The sequence below is a fragment of the Cryobacterium sp. SO1 genome (genome assembly GCF_004210215.2).
In the GTDB taxonomy this organism is placed as follows: Bacteria; Actinomycetota; Actinomycetes; order Actinomycetales; family Microbacteriaceae; genus Cryobacterium.
Window position 1 is genome coordinate 208,487 of the sequence record NZ_CP067394.1, and the last position, 16,710, is coordinate 225,196.

Genomic DNA, 16,710 nt, shown 5'->3' on the forward strand with positions numbered 1-16,710 from the left:
GTTATCCGTCCGGACAAGTGCACCCGGTGCGCCGGGTGCACATGTCCGCAGCGGGACCAGTTGTGCCGGTCAGCGGGCGTGCTCGACGACGAAGTCGGTGCCGGGGAAGACCAGGGTCTCGTGACCGTCGTCGAAGGAGACCAGATAGGGCGGTTCACCCTCGGGGCCCCGCACCTCGCGGATGGTGCCGTGCCGGTCGGGCGTCGAATCGGTCTTACCCCGGATGATGATCCGGTCGTTCTCTGCTGCGCGCATAACGCTCACCTCCTGTCGGGCAGGCTACGCCCGCGGTCGCCGCCTGCACAGGGGCAGCGCCGGTCGACCAGTGGGCGCCGGGCCGCCGTGAGCACAAAACTGAGCTAACCTTAGTTTCGTCGTGCGCACGACACCTGACTCTCAGCCAGGCAACGTTCGGGTCGTCTGGCCGAGAAGGCAGTCCTGCAAGGGAGTGCCACGGCGGGGTGAGGGGTAGGGCCCTTACCTCGCCGCCACCCGGGACGGCTCAGGCCGGCTGATCCGGGCCCAGCCGCAGCCGGTCGCACAGGGCGGTGAGCCGCAGTAGTTCCTCGTCGGTCAGGCTGTCGCCCACCCGGGTGGTGATCGAGCCCATGTGATCCAGCGCCACCCGCCTGAACAGCGCGAAGCCGGCATCCGTCAGTTCGACGATGGCACCACGACCGTCCTCGGGGTCGGCGTGCTTGAGCACGTACCCCCGTGACGCCAGGCGGTCGACCAAGCGGCTCACGCTGGGCTGGGTGAGCAGCACATGCTTGTTCAGCTCCCGCAACCGGATGCTGCGTTCGGGCTGGCGGGACAGGTTGAACATCACGTCGTACTCGTTGAACGAGATCTCGCGGGACGGGAAGTCTTCGGCCAGGCTGCGCATGATGGCCACCTGAGCGCGAAACAGTGACTCCCATGCGCCGACGGCTATCGCGCGATCGACCATGTTGCCTCCTCATCGTGCCCCCGGGCATCCTGTGTTCAACAATATGGGATGGGCGCGGCATCCCGCGGCAGCATAGCCCGGTCGCTGGCGCATTTCCGCCTGCCCGGCCGGACCGTTCTATAGTGCGCGTATGGATGCTTCGCTGGGTCGGTCCCCGACCGTCGCCGTCATCATCAACCCGACCAAGTTCCCCGATCTCGCGGCCACAAAAGACCAGGTCACCGACGGGGCTCGCCGGTTCAACTGGCACGACCCGCTCTGGTTCGAGACGGACAAAGCGGATTCGGGCGTCGCCGCCGCACGGTCGGCGCTGGCGCAGGCCCCCGATCTGGTGTGTGTCATGGGTGGGGACGGCACGGTGCGGGCCGTCGCCAGCGTGTTGCGAGGCAGCAGGGTGCCCTGCGGCTTGCTGCCCAGCGGCACGGGCAACCTGCTCGCCCGTAACCTGGGCATCCCGGTGGACTCCTTCCCCGACGCGCTGGAGATCGCGTTCCTCGGCCAGAACCGGGCCATCGATGTGGGGCTGGCCACCTTCGATGACGGTGCAGAACGCGCCTTCATGGTGATGGGCGGGGTGGGCTTGGATGCCGACATCATGGAGCAGACCGACGGCACCTTGAAGAAGAAGGTGGGCTGGGGTGCCTACGTCGTGGCGGGCGGCGCGACAATGTTCCGCGCCGGGTTCGGGGTGACGCTGTCGGCCGACGGCGTTGAGCACGCCAGCGATGAATGTCTCATGGTGCTGGCCTGCAACTGCAGCTCCGTTGTGGCCAACATCGAACTCGCCACCGGCGCCAAGGTCGACGACGGCAACCTGGATTTGGTGATGCTGCGCCCGAACGCGGTGGCCGGCTGGGTGGGGGTGGCGATCGACGTCGCCACCCGGATGCGCAACGGCATGGCTTCCTTGCGCCAGTGGTCCGGCCGGGAGTTCAGGTTCGACCTCGACCGACCGGTGCTCGCCGAGATCGATGGTGACCCGGTGGGCCAGACCCGCACCGGCAGGTTCGCCGTTGACCCCGGCGGACTGCTGGTGCGCCTGCCGGTGCCCGCCCGGCTCGGCTGACGCTCAGTCCCCGGACGGAAGCTGCGCCGCCCACTTCGTGAGCAGGGACTCGAGTTGCGCGCGCTCCGGTATGGTCAGGCCGCCCAGCAGGCGCTCCTCGTTGCGCAGGTGTTCCTCGAACGCCACGTCGATCAGCACTCTGCCCTCCGGAGTGAGTGCGACGACCCGGCCCCGGCCATCCGTGTCGCTGGCCCGACGGGTTGCCAGGCCCCGCCCGACCAATCGGTCGATGCGTTTTGTCATGGCTCCCGTAGTGACCATGGTGTGCTCAGCGAGCTCGGTGGGGGTGCGTTCGAAAGGTGCTCCGGCGCGACGCAGCGTGGCCAACACATCAAAGTCGCCCTCGCTCAGGCCGTGCTGGCGGTACACGACGGTCAGTTCCTCGGTCAGTGCGGCACCGACCCGGTGGAGGCGGCCGATCACGCCCTGTGGGCCCACGTCGAGCTCGGGGCGTTCTCTGGCCCATTCCGCCTGAATGCGGCCGACACGGTCAGCAGGTTCAGTCACGTCTCGAGCATATCGCTTCCATGGAAGCTATAGTAGCTTCCATGGAAGCTACATCGAAGTGGATGCTCGTGACGGCGGTGGCGCCGATCGCCTGGGGCACCACGTATTTTGTCACCCGTGAGTTCCTGCCCCCGGAGTACCCGCTCCATGGCGCGGTGATCCGCGCGCTGCCGGCCGGGATACTGCTCCTGCTCGTGGCCAGGGCGCGGCCCAGGGGAGCCTGGTGGTGGAAGGCCGCCGTCCTCGGCGCCCTGAACGTCGGGCTGTTCTTCGTCCTGCTCTACGTGACGGCACAACTGCTCCCATCCAGCCTTGCCTCCACCGTCATGGCGGTCTCACCCGTCGCCCTCATGATGCTCGCCTGGCCGCTGCTGGGCGAACGCCCGCGGATGCGCGCGATCGTCGGGGCGCTGGCCGGCATCGCCGGAGTGAGTTTGATGCTGCTGACGTCGGCCGGTGCGGTGAATCCTTTGGGTGTGCTCGCGTCGGTCGCCGCGATGTCCTCCTCGGCGGTGGGTTTTGTGCTCACCAAGCGATGGGCGCCCACGACGGGCCTCGTGGCGCTCACCTCGTGGCAGCTGATCGCGGGCGGCCTCTTTGTGCTGCCCGTCGCTCTTCTGGTCGAGGGTGCGCCCCCGCTGCTGACCGGCACGGAGCTGGCCGGGTTCGCCTACGTGAGTGTCGTCGCCACAGCAGTGGCGTTCACGGCGTGGTTCGCCGGGCTCCGCCACCTGCGGGCCTCGAGCGTGGGCCTGATAGGACTGCTCAACCCGGTGTCAGGGGTGCTTCTCGGCGTGGTCGCCGGCGGCGAGGTGCTTGGTGGCCGGCAGGTCGCCGGGCTGGCGCTGGTCGTCGCCGGGATGCTCGTCGGCCAACGCGGCGCCCCCCGGCTGGCCCGGTGGGTCGCGGACCGTCGGGTCAGGCGGCTCGCTGGCTGACCACGATGATCGCGGGCAGCAGCCGTGCCGGATGCGGGGTTCAGCCCGTACGGGAGCCAGCTTGCTAGCGCCTGTCGGAGCGCGTCCGTCGCGTCGGAGACAACGAAGTTCCGCCTCACCGTTCCGGTCTGGGGTGGCTTCCCGACAGCTCGGATCCCGGTGGAGGCGCTCAACGAGCTCGTGGTTTCCTGGGCGGCACCCCCGTTGGTTCTCCTCGTTGTTCAGCTGCTGGTGGCCCTGGGCGGGTTCTCAGGAAGGTTCACTGCAGCCGGTCGTACGCCGGGAGCACCGCGGCTATCGCGCTCACCTCGATGAGAGCGCCGGGCACGCCGAGCCCCGCGACTCGCGCCGCGGTGACCAGCGGCGGGGCTCCGAGCCCCGCGAGCCGTGGAGCGATGGCGCCATAGGCGGCACCGAGGTCGGCATCCGCATCGATCAGTACCGTCCACTGCACAACGTCGGTGAGGGCTGCGCCCGCCGCGTCGAGCGCGATGGCCACGTTGTCGATCGCCCGGCTGGACTGTTCGGCGATGTCCATCGACACAACCGCGCCGGAGGCGTCCACGCCGTTCTGGCCGCCCACGTAGATGGTCGTGGCGCCGGAGGGAACGACCGCGACATGACTGAACGCCGGGCGGCCACGAGTCCGGCAGGTTGCAAGCGGATGATGTCCACGGTGTCTCCTTCGTCTTGGCTCCGCACTGAGCGATCGGCGCGCGTCCCATTCAAGCCACGCGACGCCGCCAAGGGTGGCGGGGCGGCCGCTATGGTGCGCGACGATGTCTTCGTGGTCGCGACCGAGTGTCAGGATCGCGACGGTGCCGGTCGGATCGACAAATGGGATTCCAGCCATCCGTCAACAAAGAGAGCGCTCCAGCGGTCATCGCCGTAACCCTGGAAAGTGCTAGCCGCTCAATTGCTGCGAACCTGGCGCGACTGGCTTTGTCATCCCTTGCGGACGAGCAAGCCGGCGATGGCTCGAGCGGCCGCTTCTGGGTCGCTGCTGAATCTGGCTGGCAGCGCACGGTTCAGATGTAGAGCCGCAAAGCCATGGACGATCGACCAGGCAGCAACGCAAGCGAGATGAATATCGTCGCCGAGTTGATGGTGCGAAAGTTGGCGCGTTCCAGTGTATAGGGCTTGTTCGGCGCGTGCCTGAGCAGTCATCAGTGCAGAGTCGCCAGTGTGGAGTAGGTCACGGCGATACATGACGTCGAAATACGCGGGGTGTTTGAGGGCGAACCGCACGTAGGCCACGCCCACTTCGATGAAGTCGCCGGTACGTCTCTCCGTGCTCTCGAGTTCGTCGGCTAAGGATTCGAATCCTTGCGTCGCGAGTGCGGTCAACAACCCGGCCTTGTCCCCGAAGTGATAAGTGGGTGCCGCATATGAGACGCCTGCGCGGCGGGCGAGGTCACGCAAGCTCAGACCTGAAGCTCCAGACTCGGATATCGCCTCGGCTGCATCATTGAGCAATGCGCTGCGCAGTGAACCATGGTGATAGGAGGAGCTGTTCATCGTCCGAGCGTACCAACGATCTTTGTGTTGACAAGATTGCCGTGGACTTACTAATCTTGTCAGTGTCAAGTTCGCTGGAAGGAAGTTATGGAACCGCTCATTGCACTGATCGTGGTGACACTCTTGCTACTCTCCGGAGGCGCGGTCGGCGTGCGGCGCCTGAGGCCGCAAATGGTGCCGCTGCGTGGTGGCCTCGCGGCGATGTTCCTGATGACCGGAGTGTCACATTTCGTAGGCATGCGCGCTGAAATGATCGACATGGTCCCGCCTTTTGTGTCCGAACCGGAATTGGTCGTCACATTGACAGGCGTACTGGAATTGGCTGGGGCGGCCGGCTTGTTGTGGACGCGTTCTGCCCCACTAGCTGCCGCGTGTCTCACCGTGTTGCTTCTTGTGATGTACCCGGCGAATGTGTACGCGGCGCTGGAAGGGGTCGGCGGCTCGGCGGCGGACGCGCTGGTGCCCAGAACGGTGATCCAGATCGTATTCGTCAGTGCAACCCTCGCGGTGGTTGTCTTTTATCGGCGAGCCCGCACAGCGGAAGCTGGTGCGAAGTAGCGATCCCAGCCGTCTATCGACCCGGCGGCGCCGCTCCACTCAGCACGTCCAGGGAGGGTCGGCGAGCCATCATCACCATTCCACGGGGACGCCCGCACGGGATGCGTTGAGTCCTCGATGCACTTGGCCAGCTACCTTGACTTCTGAAATTAGGTGAACTCGCAGGAAAATAACGATTGGATAACTGGCGCTCCGTTACCTCTTCGTTATATATTCGTAGTGCGTCAACCGTTTGCTGTGGCGGAAGGCGCGAATGTGATTGCAGGACACTCTTGGTGCAAGGGAAGAGGGTCGGTCGTTTGCCTCTACGACCGGCCCTCGATCACGTTAACGCCCGGTAGGCGAGACGCCTCGACGAGCTCGACCAGCCAGCCCCGGGAGACCGCGGAGCGGCCGGTCCCCGGCGATGGGGCGAGACCGCGCGGCTTAGAAGCGGTCGGGGCTCGGGGTGCTGGCCTGGCGGATCGACACGTCGGCGTGACGGTCGAAACGGTAGCCCACGCCTCGGACTGTGCGCACGATGTCTTCGTAGCGGCCCAGCTTGGCGCGCAGTCGACGTACGTGCACGTCGATGGTGCGCTCGTTCGGCGCATCCTCTTCGCTGTCGGCGTCCCAGAGCTTGGAGATCAGCTCGGCGCGCTCGATGGTGCGGCCTTCGCGCAGCACCAGGTACTGCAGCAGCTCGAACTCCTTGTAGGTGAGCGCGGCGGTCTCGTTGTCGAGGATCACGCGCTTGCGGGAGATGTCGACGACCACGCCGCCTGGTGCCCGGTCCGCGTCTTCGGGCGTGTTGCGGTGCTTGGCAAGGGCTGCCGGGTCCTGCAGGGCCAGGCGCACGACGTCCACGTCCCGGCCGCCGACGCCGTCCGGTGCCAGGGCCACCGCGGCGTGCGTCTCCGACGAGGGGGCGATCGCCTGGGTCAGCTTCTTGAGCTCCTCAACGATGCGGTGCAAACTCGTGCCGGCCGCGGCGGCCTTGGCCTCGTCGATGCCCACGTAGAGCACGAAGCCACGGGCCTGGGTGCCGTCGGGTACGGCGCGGATGCGCGGGGCAGCCGGCGCCGGCGCCGGGACGAGCTCGGGGCGGTAGGACTGGACGGAACGGGCGGAGTCGATGTGGGCGAGAGACATGATGGGAATCCTTGGGGGTGATGATGCGCAAAGAACCCGGCGCATCCGCGCTCATGGGTTCGAAAAAGGTCGGCCGCAGCGGCCGGTGGGGCGGGCTGCCTCGGAGAGGGCGGCCCTGGAGTCGGTCTGCCGCGGTGGCGGCGTCCTCAGCGGCTGCGGATGAGCGGGTGAGGAGCGATCGACTCGGCGTGGGTGCCTGTCTGGTCTAGCGGCACATTCGGCAACACGCCATCACGCTGCCGGGCATCATCATGCCGGCAGTCCCCAAAGCCTCGATGGAGGTCGGGATGCGTGTGGTGGAAGTCATGAATGTGAGTAAAGCCGACTATGAGGCGGTGTGTCAATTCACTGACGACCCAGGGCGCGGGAGGGGCTGCACCACGTTCACGGGGATTGTGCGAAATCGGAGGATCTCGCACAAAAGAGGTTTTCATCAAAGAAGTCAACCGCGAAACGGAATATTTCAAAGTTTTGTGAACTGAACGGTCATCGGCGCGTCGCCTGTCGCAGGATCTGCGTGAGGCGGGCGCGCCGAATGTGACGACACTCACCGCAGCCCGGATCCGGACGGCGGATCGGGCCGAGCTGGATCAGACCAGGCCGTAGAGCCTGTCGCCGGCGTCGCCGAGACCGGGAACGATGTACCCGTGCTCGTCGAGGCGTTCGTCGACCGCGCCCAGAACGATGGTGACCTCACGGCCGGCCAGCGCCGTCTCCACGGCGGCGAGGCCCTCTGGGGCGGCCAGGATGCAGATGGCCGTGACGTCGACGGCGCCGCGGTCGAAGAGGAACTCGATGGCCGCGATGAGTGAGCCGCCGGTGGCCAGCATCGGGTCGAGCACAAAACACTGGCGGTCGGACAGGTCATCCGGCAGGCGCTCCGCGTACGTGGTGGGCTGCAGGGTCTCTTCGTTGCGTGCCATGCCCAGGAAGCCGACCTCGGCCGTGGGGAGCAGCTTGACCATGCCCTCGAGCATGCCCAGTCCTGCGCGGAGGATCGGCACCACGAGCGGCTTCGGGTCGCTGATCTTCACGCCGGTGGCCAGCGCGACCGGAGTCTGGACGGTGACCTCCTCGACGCGAACGCCACGAGTGCCCTCGTAGGCCAGCAGGGTCATCAACTCTTCCACCAGCGCCCGGAACATCGGTGACGAGGTCCTCTGATCACGCAGCACGGTGAGCTTGTGGGTGATGAGGGGATGGTCGGCTACGTGGACTCGCATAGGCTCAATCTACTAGCTCACGCGGGCATCCGGCTCTCGCGCGGCGGCCGAAACGAGGTGGCGTGGTGCGGCACAGCGACGAACACGCGGCCTGGATGCGCCTGGCGCTGCACGAGGCCCACGGCGCCCTGGCCAGCGGTGACGTTCCGGTCGGTGCCGTCGTGCTGGATGCGGCGGGCCGGGTGATCGGCCGGGGCCGCAACGAACGGGAGTTGCACCAGGATCCGACCCTGCACGCCGAGGTCGTGGCCATCCGCGAGGCCGCCTCCGCCACCGGTGACTGGCACCTGACCGGCTGCACCCTCGTCGTGACGCTGGAGCCCTGCGTGATGTGCGCCGGCGCGATCGTGGCCGCCCGGATCCCCCGAGTGGTCTTCGGCGCCTGGGACCAAAAGGCCGGCGCCGCCGGTTCGCTCTACGACGTGCTGCGGGACCGCAGGCTCAACCACCGGGTGGAGGTCGTGTCCGGTGTTGACGAAGCCGAGTGCGGCCGACTGCTCAGGGAGTTCTTCGAGGATCCACTGCGCCGCCCGGCAGGCCCGACAGCCACTCGCTGAAGAGGGCGCGGGACGCCTGCTGCATGGCCTCGGAATGCTCGGTGCGTTCCCGCCGCAGCTCGTCGGGGTTCAGCCCCTCCGCTCGAACCTCTACCTCGGAGGAGGCCAGCCATTGTTCGTGCATCTCGGCGGTGAGTTCGGGGTGGAATTGCACGGCCAGGGCCCAGTCCTCGATGGCGAACGCCTCGTTGCCGTAGGCGGTGGAACCGGCCAGCCTGGTGGTGCCCGCGGGCAGGTCGAAGGTGTCGCTGTGCCACTGCATCATCGGGATCCCGTTGACGTGGCGCAGGGGCGAGTCCTGGCCGGCCTCGGTGGTCTCGACCAGGCGGTAGCCGATCTCGTTTCTCGGGCCCCGGTACACCGATGAGCCCAGTGCGCTGGCCATAAGCTGGGCGCCCAGGCAGACCCCGAAGACCGGGCGCCGGGCCGCCAGCCGGTCGGCGAGCAGCTGCACCTCCTCGGCGAGCACCGGGAACTCGTCGGCCTGGTAGACCCCCATCTCGCCGCCGAGAACCACGAGCAGGTCGGCTGCGGCCGGGTCGATGCCCCGCACCCCGTCGGCGCTCAGGGTGTCGACGTAGCGCACCGTGTAGCCGTGCTCGATGAGAACCTGTTCGAGGTTGCCCAGGTGGATCTCATCCGCGTGCCGGAGGACCAACGCGACGCGGCTCACTCGAGGCCCTTGATGACGATCGCGTCGGTGGGCGGGCTGACCATGGCCGGGTCGACGTAGAGGTCGGGTTCCAGGTAGATCACCCGGGCGCTGGGCACAGCCTGCCGGATGCGGGCCTCGACGGTGTCGATCCCCGCGGCCACGTCGGAGAACCTCTGGCCGGAGTCGAAGGAGAGCTTGGCGGCCACGAGCAGTTCGTCCGGGCCGAGGTAGAGAGTCTTCAGGTGGATGAGGTTCTTGGTCTCGGGGCCGTCCAGGATCGCGGCCTTGATGGCGTCGACATCCGCAGCGTTGGCGCCCTCGCCGACCAGCAGGCTCTTGGTCTCGATGCCCAGCACGATGGCCACCAGCACGAGCAGCACGCCGATCGCGAGGGTGCCGATGGCGTCCCAGGTGGCGTCGCCGGTGACCACGGTGAGGCCGACGCCGCTCAGGGCCAGCATCAGGCCGGTCAGAGCCGCGACATCTTCAAGCAGCACCACGGGAAGTTCAGGGGCCTTGGCGTGACGGATGAACTGCACCCAGCTTTCGTCCTTGCGCGTGCGGTTGGACTCCTTGACGGCGGTGCGCAGTGAGAAGGACTCCAGGCCGATCGCCACGAGCAGCACCAGGATCGGCAGCCAGGCGTTTTCGAGTTCGTGGGGGTTCTGCAGCTTCTCGATGCCCTCGTAGATCGAGAACACACCACCCACAGAGAACAGAATGATCGACACCACGAACGCGTAGACGTAACGTTCGCGTCCGTAGCCGAACGGATGGTCGGTATCCGCGGCCCTCTTCGACTTGCGGCCGCCGATCAGCAGCAGGATCTGGTTGCCCGAGTCGGCCAGGGAGTGCACGCCCTCGGCGAGCATCGAGGACGAGCCCGACACGAACCAGGCGATGAACTTGGTGATCGCGATGCCGAGATTGGCGAGCAGCGCCGCCACAATCGCCTTGTTGCCGCCTGATGCGCTCATGCGACCAATCCTAGAACTGTCCAACCGCGCCGAAAACTACACTGGGGAGATGACTTCGACCGCACCCGTCACCCTGCCCGCCATCGCCTTCCTGGGAGCCGGCTCGATGGCCAGGGCCGTCCTGGCCGGACTGCTCAAGCCCACCGTCACGGTGACCGGCGGCATCCGCACCACCAACCGCTCGGCGGCGAAGGCGGCTGAACTGGCCGGCACCGCAGGCGTCACCGCGTGGGCGACCGACGCCGAGCCCAACGCCAACCGCCTCGCCGTTGCCGGCGCCGGCATCGTGATCGTGGCCGTCAAGCCGGCCATGGTGCCCGCCCTGCTCGCCGAGATCGCCGACAGCCTCGAGCCCGGCACCCTCGTCGTGAGCGTGGCGGCCGGCGTGACCATCGCCACCTTCGAAAAGCACCTGCCCGACGGGGTGGCCGTCATCCGGTCGATGCCGAACACGCCGGCCGTGGTGGGCATGGCCGTCACCGGTCTCAGCGCCGGCACCCGCTCGACGCCGGCGCAGATGGACCTGGCGACCGCCCTGTTCGAGACGGTGGGGGAGGTGCTGGTGGTGCCGGAGGAGAAGATCGACGCCCTGAGCACCATCTCCGGGTCCGGCCCGGCGTATGTCTTCTACCTGATTGAACAGCTCACCCTCACGGCCATCGACAAGGGGTTCACGCCGGCGGAGGCCGCCACCATGGTCAACGGCACCTTCCTCGGCGCCAGCGCGCTGCTGGCCGTCTCCGACCTCACGCCGTCCGAACTGCGCCGCCAGGTGACCAGCCCCAAGGGCACCACCGAACGGGCCGTGCAGCAGCTCGAAACCGGCGACGTCAAGGGCCTGTTCGACCGGGCAACGGATGCGGCGCTCGCCCGCGCCCGCGAGCTCGCCGCCTCGTAGCCTGCCGGCCGATCAGGAGCCGAGGGCCGCGAAGCGTTCGATGTCGCCCTCGGTGCCGGCGACGATGATGAGGTCGTGATTGGACACGACGGTCTCGGCGGTCGCGTACGTGAACGGGCGGCCGGGGCTCTTCACGCCAACGACGGTGACCTTGTGCTTGGTGCGCACGCCGGACTCGGTGAGGTTCAGGCCTCGGATCGGCTTGGGCGGGTACATCTTCACGAGCGCGAAGTCGTCATCGAACTCGATGAAGTCCAGCATCCGCCCCGATACCAGGTGCGCGACCCGCTCGCCGGAGTCGGCCTCGGGGTAGATCACGTGGTTGGCGCCGATGCGCTCGAGGATCTTGCCATGTGACTGCGAAATGGCTTTGGCCCAGATCTGCGGGATCTTGAGGTCGACCAGATTCGCGACGATCAGCACGCTGGCCTCGATCGAGGACCCGACGGCGCACACCGCCACGGAGAAATCCTGGGCGCCGATCTGGCGCAGCGCGTCGATGGATTTGGCGTCGGCCTGCACGGCGTGGGTGACACGCTCGGACCACTTCTGCACGAGCGCCTCGCTGCTGTCCACGGCGAGGACCTCGCGGCCCAACCGGTCGAGTTTCCCGGCCGTTGCGGCGCCGAAACGTCCGAGTCCGATGATGAGAACGGGGGCGTCATGTTTGATCCGGTCAACCAACGATGGGCCTTTCCTCGGGGCGTTTGAACAACTGTCTGCTCTGGCTCGCGGCCAGCGCCGCCGCGAGAGTCACTGTACCAACCCGGCCCATGAACATCGTGGCGGCCAGCACATAGACCCCCTCTGGTGGTAGTTCGGCCGTCAACCCCGTCGACAGCCCCACGGTCGCGAACGCCGAGATCACATCGAAAAGCACGACGTCAAGGGCCTGCTTGGAGATGTGCAGGATCAGGATGCTCGACACGGCGACCGTGGTCGCGCCCCACAGCACCACACTGACCGCCAGGCGCAGGATGTCGCCGGGGATGCGGCGGCCGAAGGCTTCCATCTGCTCCTTGCCCTGAGCCTCGGCGAAGGCGGCCAGGAACAGCACGGCGAGGGTGGTCACCTTGATGCCGCCGGCGGTGGAGGCCGAACCGCCACCGATGAACATCAGCATGTCGGTGAGCAACAGGCTCGAGCCGCTCAGATCATTGATGTCAATGGTGGCGAAACCGCCGGACCGGGTCATCACCGACATGAACAGGGACTGGAAGACGGTGTCGCCGGCGTTCAGCGACCCGAAGGTCCTCGGGTTGTCGAACTCCAGAATGATGTAGAAGACCATGCCGATGACCAGCAGCAGAACCGTGGTCCAGAGGGTGAGCTTCACGTGCACCGACCAGCGGCGGGGGGTGCGCCAGTGCCGGGCGAAGGTCATCAGCACCGGGAAGCCCAGGCTGCCCAGGAACACGCCGGACATCAGGGCGCCGAGGAACCAGTAGTCGTTGGCGAACTGGCCGATGCCCTCCGCATTCGGGCTGAACCCGGTGTTGGTGAAGGCCATTGCGGCGTAATAGATGCTCTGCCAGAGGGCCTCGCCGGGGGGCACGCCGTCGATCAGCATCCGCGGGAACAAGAGCAGGGCGACGGCCGCCTCGATGGCCAGGGTGCTGATGGCCACGGTGAGCAGCAGGCTGCCGACCTCGCCGAGCCGCACGGCCTGACCCTCGTTGACCGGGCCCACGTGGATGCGCGACGGGTTCGAGTCGCTGGCCGCCATGAGCTTGGCGCGCAGGCCCAGGCGGCGGGAGATGACCAGGCCCATCAGGGACGCCAGTGTCAGCACCCCCATGCCGCCGATGTTGACGCCGACGACGACGAGCACGTTGCCGAACGCCGACCAGTGCGTGGCCATGTCCACCGTGCTCAGGCCGGTGACGCAAATCACCGACACCGCAGTGAACACGGCGTCGTGCAGCGGGGTTGCGGTGTCGCCGGCGGAGGCGATCGGCAAGGAGAACAGCAAGGTGAAGAGCAGGATCAGGGCGGTGAACACGAACAGCGCGAACCTGGACGGCGACTTGCGCACGATCCCGTCGACAGAGTCGCGGATGCGCCCGTACCAAGTCCCGGAATTCTTCGTGAACCGTGCGGTGGGGGACTGCGTTTTCACGTGAATCGCCTCGCCTGGCCGGTGGTCGCTGACAACTTGTCATAGTACCGGCACCGGGAATGACTACCCTTGGGGCATGGCAGACATCTTTGGCGTGGTGGCGGACTCGACCCGACGCGATATCTTACGCATTCTCCTCGAGCGCTACAACCAGTCCAGCGTCGCCCAGGGGGAGTTGAGTGTCTCTGACATCGTCAGCTCGCTGGGGTTGAGTCAGCCCACAGTGTCCAAACACCTCAAGGTGCTGCGCGAGGCCGGCTTGGTCGGCGTGCGCGAAGAGGGTCAGCACCGTTACTACCACCTCGACTATGCACCGCTGGAGGAAATCGAGGACTGGCTGATCCCGTTCCTCAGCATCGATGTGGGTACCGCTCTGGTCGGCGCCGTCGACGACACCGAGGTGCTCAAGGACGAGCAGCGTGCCTTCGCGGCGGCGATCGGCAAGGCCTTCGCCGACACTTCTTTCCAGATGCAGCACGTGGTCAAGGACTCCGGCGTGAAGAAGAGCGTCAAGAAGTGGCGCAAGAACGACTAGCGGGCAGCAGGGCATCGCTTTAGAGTTACGGCACATCCACCAGTCGAGCTAGGGAGCCGTCCATGTCACGCGAGCTCCCCGACCCGAGACTGGACGATCTGCACTTCCTCACCGTCGCCGAAGTCGCCGACGTGATGAGGGTGTCGCGGATGACCGTGTACCGCCTGGTGCACGCCGGCGAGCTGCCTGCCGTTCGCTTCGGACGCTCGTTCCGGGTGCCCGAATCGGCCGTCCGCCGGGCCATCGAACCCACTCTCGGAGGAAGTGAGTCGGACGGGACTTTCTTTATCCGTTAGAATGGGGTTTTCGTGTCGGTCGCGAATCCCGCGACTAAACCAAATCTTTGTGAGGTCCGTGTGGGTTCTGTAATCAAGAAGCGACGCAAGCGTATGGCGAAGAAGAAGCACCGCAAGCTTCTTCGTAAGACTCGCCACCAGCGTCGTAATAAGAAATAGACGGTTCCGGCCGTTTTATGAGCTGAGCGCTAGGTCTGTGACCTAGCGCTTTTTGCTTGCGCGCGCGGCCCTGAGCTGGGCGACTTTCATGTGCATGATCGGCCAGCCACGCGCCAAGGCGTATCGGCGCAGGGTGGTGTCCGGGTTCACGGCAACGGGATTGCCGACGAGCTCGAGCAACGGAATGTCGTTGTGCGAATCCGAATAGGCCCAGCAGTGAGCCAGTTCGATGTCGCGCGCCTCGGCGATGCCGCGAGCGACGACGGCCTTGCGCTCGCCGTGACAGATGCCGTCGACCAGTTGACCCGTGAAGATGCCGTCGACCGTCGCGAGCTTGGTGCCGAGCGCACCCGTGAGCTCCAGGCGCTCCGCGATCACATCGGCGATCTCCTGCGCGGTCGCGGTCACCAGCCAGACCTCGCGGCCGGCCTCGAGGTGGGCGTGCGCGACGGCGACGGTCTCCGGCCACAGCCGGTGGCTCAGCCTCGAATCGAAGATGTCGTGGCTGAGCGTGATGAGTTCGGTGCGGGTGTGCCCGGTGATCATGTCCATCGCCCGCAACCTGAGCCTGGCGATGTTGATGCCGTCTTCGCCGAACGCCAGAAACCGGGTCTGATTCCAGCCGAACGAGAGGATGTCGGCAAGGGAGATGAAACGCATCCGCCAGGCGCCGAGGCCCACGTGGTAGAGGCTCGCGCCGCGGAGCAAGGTGTTGTCCACGTCGAAGAACGCGATTGCGCGGGGGCCGGATTCTTCGGACATTTGGGCTGAGTCTACTAACGCTTGCCGTGGCGCGGCGTCCTAGGCTGGGGGCATGTCCACCGCGCACCTGACCCTGATCGGCAAGCCGGGGTGCCACCTCTGCGACGACGCCAGGGCGGTGGTCGACACCGTGCTGGAGCAGCTCGCGACAGAGCCCGGTTCGCCGGACGTGGCGCTCGAGGAGAAGTCGATTCTCGACGACCCTGCTCTGCACGAACTCTACGTCGAAGACATCCCGGTCCTGTTGATCAACGGCCGGGTGCACAACTACTGGCGCATCGATCCGGTGCGCCTGCACACGGCACTCCTGGAGGTCCGATGACCATTCTGCATCTCGTCTCGTGGAAGCTGACGGCGACGGACCCCACCGAAAAGTCCGAACACGTCGCCCAAATGGCGGCCAGGCTCGGTGGGCTCGTCGGGGTGGTCGATGAGATCCAGTCCCTGCGCGTGGGCCCCGACGTGGTCGGCGGCTCCAACTGGGATGTGGCGCTCGTCGCCGAATTCGCCGACGAGGCCGCGTTGGCCCGGTACCAGATGCATCCGGCCCACGTCGAGGCTGGCGCTTACGTGAAATCGGTCACCGCAAAGCGGATGGCCGTCGACCTCGTCGTGTAGCGCCAGACCGGGTGCCCGGGCACACAAAAAACGGCCGAGCGGGTGCTCGGCCGTTGTTCGTGTGCTGCGGGGGTGCTGCGGTGTGGTGCGGGTGGTTACTTGGTGTTGACGGTGATGGTGGCGATGCCCACGAGGAGCTGGTCGGCGACGGCGTCGGTGTTGAAGGTGGTGTTCAGCAGGGCGGCGGCGTCGGCGGAGATGTGCACGGTGGTGCCGGTGAGGATGGCGTTGTCGCCGTCCATCTGGAGGGGCTCGAGGGTTCCGCCGTAGAGGTCGAAGAGCTTGACCTGGGTGGCGGCGGACTCGCCGTTGGCGGTGACGTCGCCGAAGAGCTCCGAGGTGCCGGGGTCGATGGTGAAGTTGGTCAGTTCGACGACGGTGTCGCCGGCGGTGAGGGAGAAGCCGCTGCCTTCGTGCTCGATGTTGCCCTGGACGTAGGGGCGGAAGTCCTCGGCCGGGTCGTAGTAGTCCACGTTTCCGCCGGTGATGGGGAAGTGCAGGCTGCCTTCTTCGAGGGTGGCGGTGCCGACGGTGCCGGGGGTCAGGCCCAGGCTGGTGAGGGCGGCGGCGAAGTCGGCGTCGAGGAGGACGGAGGTGTCGACGCCGGTGAGGGCGGGGATCGAGGCCAGCGGGGTGGGGGTGGCTTCGGCAGAGGAGCTGCTGCTGGAGGAGCTGGAGGACGGCGTCGACGCCGTGCTTTCGTCCGTGGAGCAGGCGGCGAGGCCGGTGATGAGCAGGCCGGCGGTGGTCAGTCCGAGTGCGGTCTTGGTGAAGCTGCGCATGATGTGATCCTTTGCTGTGGAATGTGTGGGGGCTTGCTTGGTATGCATGTGGTTCGGCCCCAGCCCGAAAATGGTTTGGTCGATTCAGAATGTTTTCTTCGAACGACTGCCACTCCCCGCTCAGGGTGTTTACCTCGCACAACAAAGGGAGCAACGTGCGTGGGCGTGCGTGTCGCGCCCCCAGCGCTGGTCGAGCCTGTCGAGACCCGGTGACGTGCGTGTGTGTCGCGCCCCAACCCCGGACTTGCATCTCCCGGGCTTAAGCAGCCGCGATGCTGTCGGTCTGCTCGAAGTACACGAGTCTCACCGGGCGACGGCGGCGGGTGTAGGCAGCACCGTCGGCGTCGGTGTTCTCCGTCAACGGATGATGGTTGGGGAGAGACGGGCATCGCGTGGGGGTCTCGACGAGCTCGACCAGCGTAGAGGGCGGATTGGCGAGGTTGTCTTGCGGGGTCGACGAGC

The 16,710-nt window shown here is 66.6% G+C and carries 23 protein-coding genes; 10 read left to right on the top strand and 13 right to left on the bottom strand.

The window, feature by feature from the left end:
- Nucleotides 1-69: 69 nt before the first annotated feature.
- Both BJQ95_RS00985 and BJQ95_RS00990 read right to left on the bottom strand, forming a co-directional pair.
- Nucleotides 70-255, bottom strand: a complete 186-nt coding sequence (locus BJQ95_RS00985; RefSeq protein WP_088454930.1) for a DUF1918 domain-containing protein — start codon at nt 253-255, stop codon at nt 70-72.
- Nucleotides 256-502: 247 nt separating this feature from the next.
- On the bottom strand, nt 503-949 hold the full coding sequence (locus BJQ95_RS00990; protein WP_130176980.1) for a MarR family winged helix-turn-helix transcriptional regulator: 447 nt from the start codon (nt 947-949) through the stop codon (nt 503-505).
- 130 nt (nt 950-1,079) lie between these two features.
- On the opposite strand from BJQ95_RS00990, the gene BJQ95_RS00995 reads away from it, so the two are divergent.
- Nucleotides 1,080-2,015 (top strand): diacylglycerol kinase family protein, encoded by a 936-nt coding sequence (locus BJQ95_RS00995; protein ID WP_130176981.1) that lies wholly within the window; start codon nt 1,080-1,082, stop codon nt 2,013-2,015.
- Nucleotides 2,016-2,018: 3 nt separating this feature from the next.
- Here the strand turns inward: BJQ95_RS00995 and BJQ95_RS01000 are convergent, their stop codons facing one another.
- Nucleotides 2,019-2,522, bottom strand: a complete 504-nt coding sequence (locus BJQ95_RS01000) for a MarR family winged helix-turn-helix transcriptional regulator (protein ID WP_130176982.1) — start codon at nt 2,520-2,522, stop codon at nt 2,019-2,021.
- A 41-nt stretch (nt 2,523-2,563) separates the two neighbouring features.
- On the opposite strand from BJQ95_RS01000, the gene BJQ95_RS01005 reads away from it, so the two are divergent.
- Nucleotides 2,564-3,460, top strand: a complete 897-nt coding sequence (locus BJQ95_RS01005) for a DMT family transporter (protein WP_130176983.1) — start codon at nt 2,564-2,566, stop codon at nt 3,458-3,460.
- Nucleotides 3,461-3,719: 259 nt separating this feature from the next.
- Here BJQ95_RS01005 and BJQ95_RS01010 read toward each other — a convergent pair whose 3' ends face one another.
- Both BJQ95_RS01010 and BJQ95_RS01015 read right to left on the bottom strand, forming a co-directional pair.
- Nucleotides 3,720-4,043, bottom strand: coding sequence for a RidA family protein (locus tag BJQ95_RS01010; protein WP_240694658.1), 324 nt, complete (start codon nt 4,041-4,043; stop codon nt 3,720-3,722).
- Between the two features lie 362 nt (nt 4,044-4,405).
- Nucleotides 4,406-4,978 (bottom strand): TetR/AcrR family transcriptional regulator, encoded by a 573-nt coding sequence (locus BJQ95_RS01015; RefSeq protein ID WP_130176985.1) that lies wholly within the window; start codon nt 4,976-4,978, stop codon nt 4,406-4,408.
- Between the two features lie 87 nt (nt 4,979-5,065).
- Here BJQ95_RS01015 and BJQ95_RS01020 point away from each other — a divergent pair, with 87 nt between their 5' ends.
- Entirely contained in the window at nt 5,066-5,536 is a 471-nt protein-coding gene (locus BJQ95_RS01020; RefSeq protein WP_130176986.1) for a DoxX family protein, read from the top strand.
- Nucleotides 5,537-5,962: 426 nt separating this feature from the next.
- Here the strand turns inward: BJQ95_RS01020 and BJQ95_RS01025 are convergent, their stop codons facing one another.
- Nucleotides 5,963-6,667: a winged helix-turn-helix domain-containing protein gene (locus BJQ95_RS01025; protein ID WP_130176987.1), complete on the bottom strand. Its 705-nt coding sequence runs from the start codon at nt 6,665-6,667 to the stop codon at nt 5,963-5,965.
- 590 nt (nt 6,668-7,257) lie between these two features.
- Nucleotides 7,258-7,890: a uracil phosphoribosyltransferase gene (gene upp, locus BJQ95_RS01030; RefSeq protein WP_130176988.1), complete on the bottom strand. Its 633-nt coding sequence runs from the start codon at nt 7,888-7,890 to the stop codon at nt 7,258-7,260.
- Nucleotides 7,891-7,985: 95 nt separating this feature from the next.
- Here upp and tadA point away from each other — a divergent pair, with 95 nt between their 5' ends.
- On the top strand, nt 7,986-8,447 hold the full coding sequence (gene tadA / locus BJQ95_RS01035; protein ID WP_130177046.1) for a tRNA adenosine(34) deaminase TadA: 462 nt from the start codon (nt 7,986-7,988) through the stop codon (nt 8,445-8,447).
- On the opposite strand, the gene BJQ95_RS01040 is transcribed toward tadA, so the two are convergent.
- Nucleotides 8,389-9,120: a gamma-glutamyl-gamma-aminobutyrate hydrolase family protein gene (locus BJQ95_RS01040; RefSeq protein ID WP_130176989.1), complete on the bottom strand. Its 732-nt coding sequence runs from the start codon at nt 9,118-9,120 to the stop codon at nt 8,389-8,391. The two genes, tadA and BJQ95_RS01040, sit on opposite strands and share 59 nt — an antisense overlap.
- Nucleotides 9,117-10,079, bottom strand: coding sequence for a cation diffusion facilitator family transporter (locus tag BJQ95_RS01045; protein ID WP_130176990.1), 963 nt, complete (start codon nt 10,077-10,079; stop codon nt 9,117-9,119). The genes BJQ95_RS01040 and BJQ95_RS01045 overlap by 4 nt, the downstream gene beginning before the upstream one ends.
- A gap of 49 nt (nt 10,080-10,128) precedes the next feature.
- Between BJQ95_RS01045 and proC the strand changes: the two genes are divergently transcribed.
- Nucleotides 10,129-10,977 (top strand): pyrroline-5-carboxylate reductase, encoded by an 849-nt coding sequence (gene proC / locus BJQ95_RS01050; protein ID WP_130176991.1) that lies wholly within the window; start codon nt 10,129-10,131, stop codon nt 10,975-10,977.
- A 12-nt stretch (nt 10,978-10,989) separates the two neighbouring features.
- Here the strand turns inward: proC and BJQ95_RS01055 are convergent, their stop codons facing one another.
- Nucleotides 10,990-11,661 carry a TrkA family potassium uptake protein gene (locus tag BJQ95_RS01055; protein WP_130176992.1) on the bottom strand — a complete coding sequence of 224 codons (672 nt, stop codon included), beginning with the start codon at nt 11,659-11,661 and terminating at the stop codon, nt 10,990-10,992.
- The gene (locus tag BJQ95_RS01060) at nt 11,654-13,096 is read right to left on the bottom strand and encodes a TrkH family potassium uptake protein (protein ID WP_130176993.1); all 1,443 of its coding nucleotides are present in this window, start codon (nt 13,094-13,096) and stop codon (nt 11,654-11,656) included. The genes BJQ95_RS01055 and BJQ95_RS01060 overlap by 8 nt, the downstream gene beginning before the upstream one ends.
- A 76-nt stretch (nt 13,097-13,172) precedes the next feature.
- Between BJQ95_RS01060 and BJQ95_RS01065 the strand changes: the two genes are divergently transcribed.
- The 3 genes from BJQ95_RS01065 (at nt 13,173) to BJQ95_RS01075 (ending at nt 14,086) form a co-directional block, all read left to right on the top strand.
- On the top strand, nt 13,173-13,631 hold the full coding sequence (locus BJQ95_RS01065; protein ID WP_130176994.1) for a helix-turn-helix transcriptional regulator: 459 nt from the start codon (nt 13,173-13,175) through the stop codon (nt 13,629-13,631).
- Nucleotides 13,632-13,693: 62 nt separating this feature from the next.
- Nucleotides 13,694-13,927 carry a helix-turn-helix domain-containing protein gene (locus BJQ95_RS01070; protein ID WP_130176995.1) on the top strand — a complete coding sequence of 78 codons (234 nt, stop codon included), beginning with the start codon at nt 13,694-13,696 and terminating at the stop codon, nt 13,925-13,927.
- 60 nt (nt 13,928-13,987) lie between these two features.
- Entirely contained in the window at nt 13,988-14,086 is a 99-nt protein-coding gene (locus BJQ95_RS01075) for a 30S ribosomal protein bS22 (RefSeq protein WP_003792170.1), read from the top strand.
- A 42-nt stretch (nt 14,087-14,128) separates the two neighbouring features.
- Here the strand turns inward: BJQ95_RS01075 and BJQ95_RS01080 are convergent, their stop codons facing one another.
- On the bottom strand, nt 14,129-14,848 hold the full coding sequence (locus BJQ95_RS01080) for an HAD family phosphatase (RefSeq protein ID WP_130176996.1): 720 nt from the start codon (nt 14,846-14,848) through the stop codon (nt 14,129-14,131).
- Between the two features lie 52 nt (nt 14,849-14,900).
- Between BJQ95_RS01080 and BJQ95_RS01085 the strand changes: the two genes are divergently transcribed.
- A complete protein-coding gene (locus BJQ95_RS01085) occupies nt 14,901-15,170 on the top strand; it encodes a glutaredoxin family protein (protein WP_130176997.1) in 270 nt (89 codons plus the stop codon).
- Nucleotides 15,167-15,466 carry a Dabb family protein gene (locus tag BJQ95_RS01090; RefSeq protein ID WP_130176998.1) on the top strand — a complete coding sequence of 100 codons (300 nt, stop codon included), beginning with the start codon at nt 15,167-15,169 and terminating at the stop codon, nt 15,464-15,466. The genes BJQ95_RS01085 and BJQ95_RS01090 overlap by 4 nt, the downstream gene beginning before the upstream one ends.
- Nucleotides 15,467-15,561: 95 nt before the next feature.
- Here BJQ95_RS01090 and BJQ95_RS01095 read toward each other — a convergent pair whose 3' ends face one another.
- Nucleotides 15,562-16,248, bottom strand: a complete 687-nt coding sequence (locus BJQ95_RS01095) for a hypothetical protein (RefSeq protein WP_130176999.1) — start codon at nt 16,246-16,248, stop codon at nt 15,562-15,564.
- Between the last annotated feature and the right edge of the window lie 462 nt (nt 16,249-16,710).

Bases quoted from the DNA above. Each gene is read 5' to 3' on its own strand.
- BJQ95_RS00985 (WP_088454930.1), bottom strand. From the start codon at position 255: ATGCGCGCAGCAGAGAACGACCGGATCATCATCCGGGGTAAGACCGAT.
- BJQ95_RS00990 (WP_130176980.1), bottom strand. From the start codon at position 949: ATGGTCGATCGCGCGATAGCCGTCGGCGCATGGGAGTCACTGTTTCGC.
- BJQ95_RS00995 (WP_130176981.1), top strand. From the start codon at position 1,080: ATGGATGCTTCGCTGGGTCGGTCCCCGACCGTCGCCGTCATCATCAAC.
- BJQ95_RS01005 (WP_130176983.1), top strand. From the start codon at position 2,564: ATGGAAGCTACATCGAAGTGGATGCTCGTGACGGCGGTGGCGCCGATC.
- BJQ95_RS01015 (WP_130176985.1), bottom strand. From the start codon at position 4,978: ATGAACAGCTCCTCCTATCACCATGGTTCACTGCGCAGCGCATTGCTC.
- BJQ95_RS01020 (WP_130176986.1), top strand. From the start codon at position 5,066: ATGGAACCGCTCATTGCACTGATCGTGGTGACACTCTTGCTACTCTCC.
- BJQ95_RS01025 (WP_130176987.1), bottom strand. From the start codon at position 6,667: ATGTCTCTCGCCCACATCGACTCCGCCCGTTCCGTCCAGTCCTACCGC.
- upp (WP_130176988.1), bottom strand. From the start codon at position 7,890: ATGCGAGTCCACGTAGCCGACCATCCCCTCATCACCCACAAGCTCACC.
- tadA (WP_130177046.1), top strand. From the start codon at position 7,986: ATGCGCCTGGCGCTGCACGAGGCCCACGGCGCCCTGGCCAGCGGTGAC.
- BJQ95_RS01045 (WP_130176990.1), bottom strand. From the start codon at position 10,079: ATGAGCGCATCAGGCGGCAACAAGGCGATTGTGGCGGCGCTGCTCGCC.
- proC (WP_130176991.1), top strand. From the start codon at position 10,129: ATGACTTCGACCGCACCCGTCACCCTGCCCGCCATCGCCTTCCTGGGA.
- BJQ95_RS01065 (WP_130176994.1), top strand. From the start codon at position 13,173: ATGGCAGACATCTTTGGCGTGGTGGCGGACTCGACCCGACGCGATATC.
- BJQ95_RS01070 (WP_130176995.1), top strand. From the start codon at position 13,694: ATGTCACGCGAGCTCCCCGACCCGAGACTGGACGATCTGCACTTCCTC.
- BJQ95_RS01080 (WP_130176996.1), bottom strand. From the start codon at position 14,848: ATGTCCGAAGAATCCGGCCCCCGCGCAATCGCGTTCTTCGACGTGGAC.
- BJQ95_RS01085 (WP_130176997.1), top strand. From the start codon at position 14,901: ATGTCCACCGCGCACCTGACCCTGATCGGCAAGCCGGGGTGCCACCTC.
- BJQ95_RS01090 (WP_130176998.1), top strand. From the start codon at position 15,167: ATGACCATTCTGCATCTCGTCTCGTGGAAGCTGACGGCGACGGACCCC.
- BJQ95_RS01095 (WP_130176999.1), bottom strand. From the start codon at position 16,248: ATGCGCAGCTTCACCAAGACCGCACTCGGACTGACCACCGCCGGCCTG.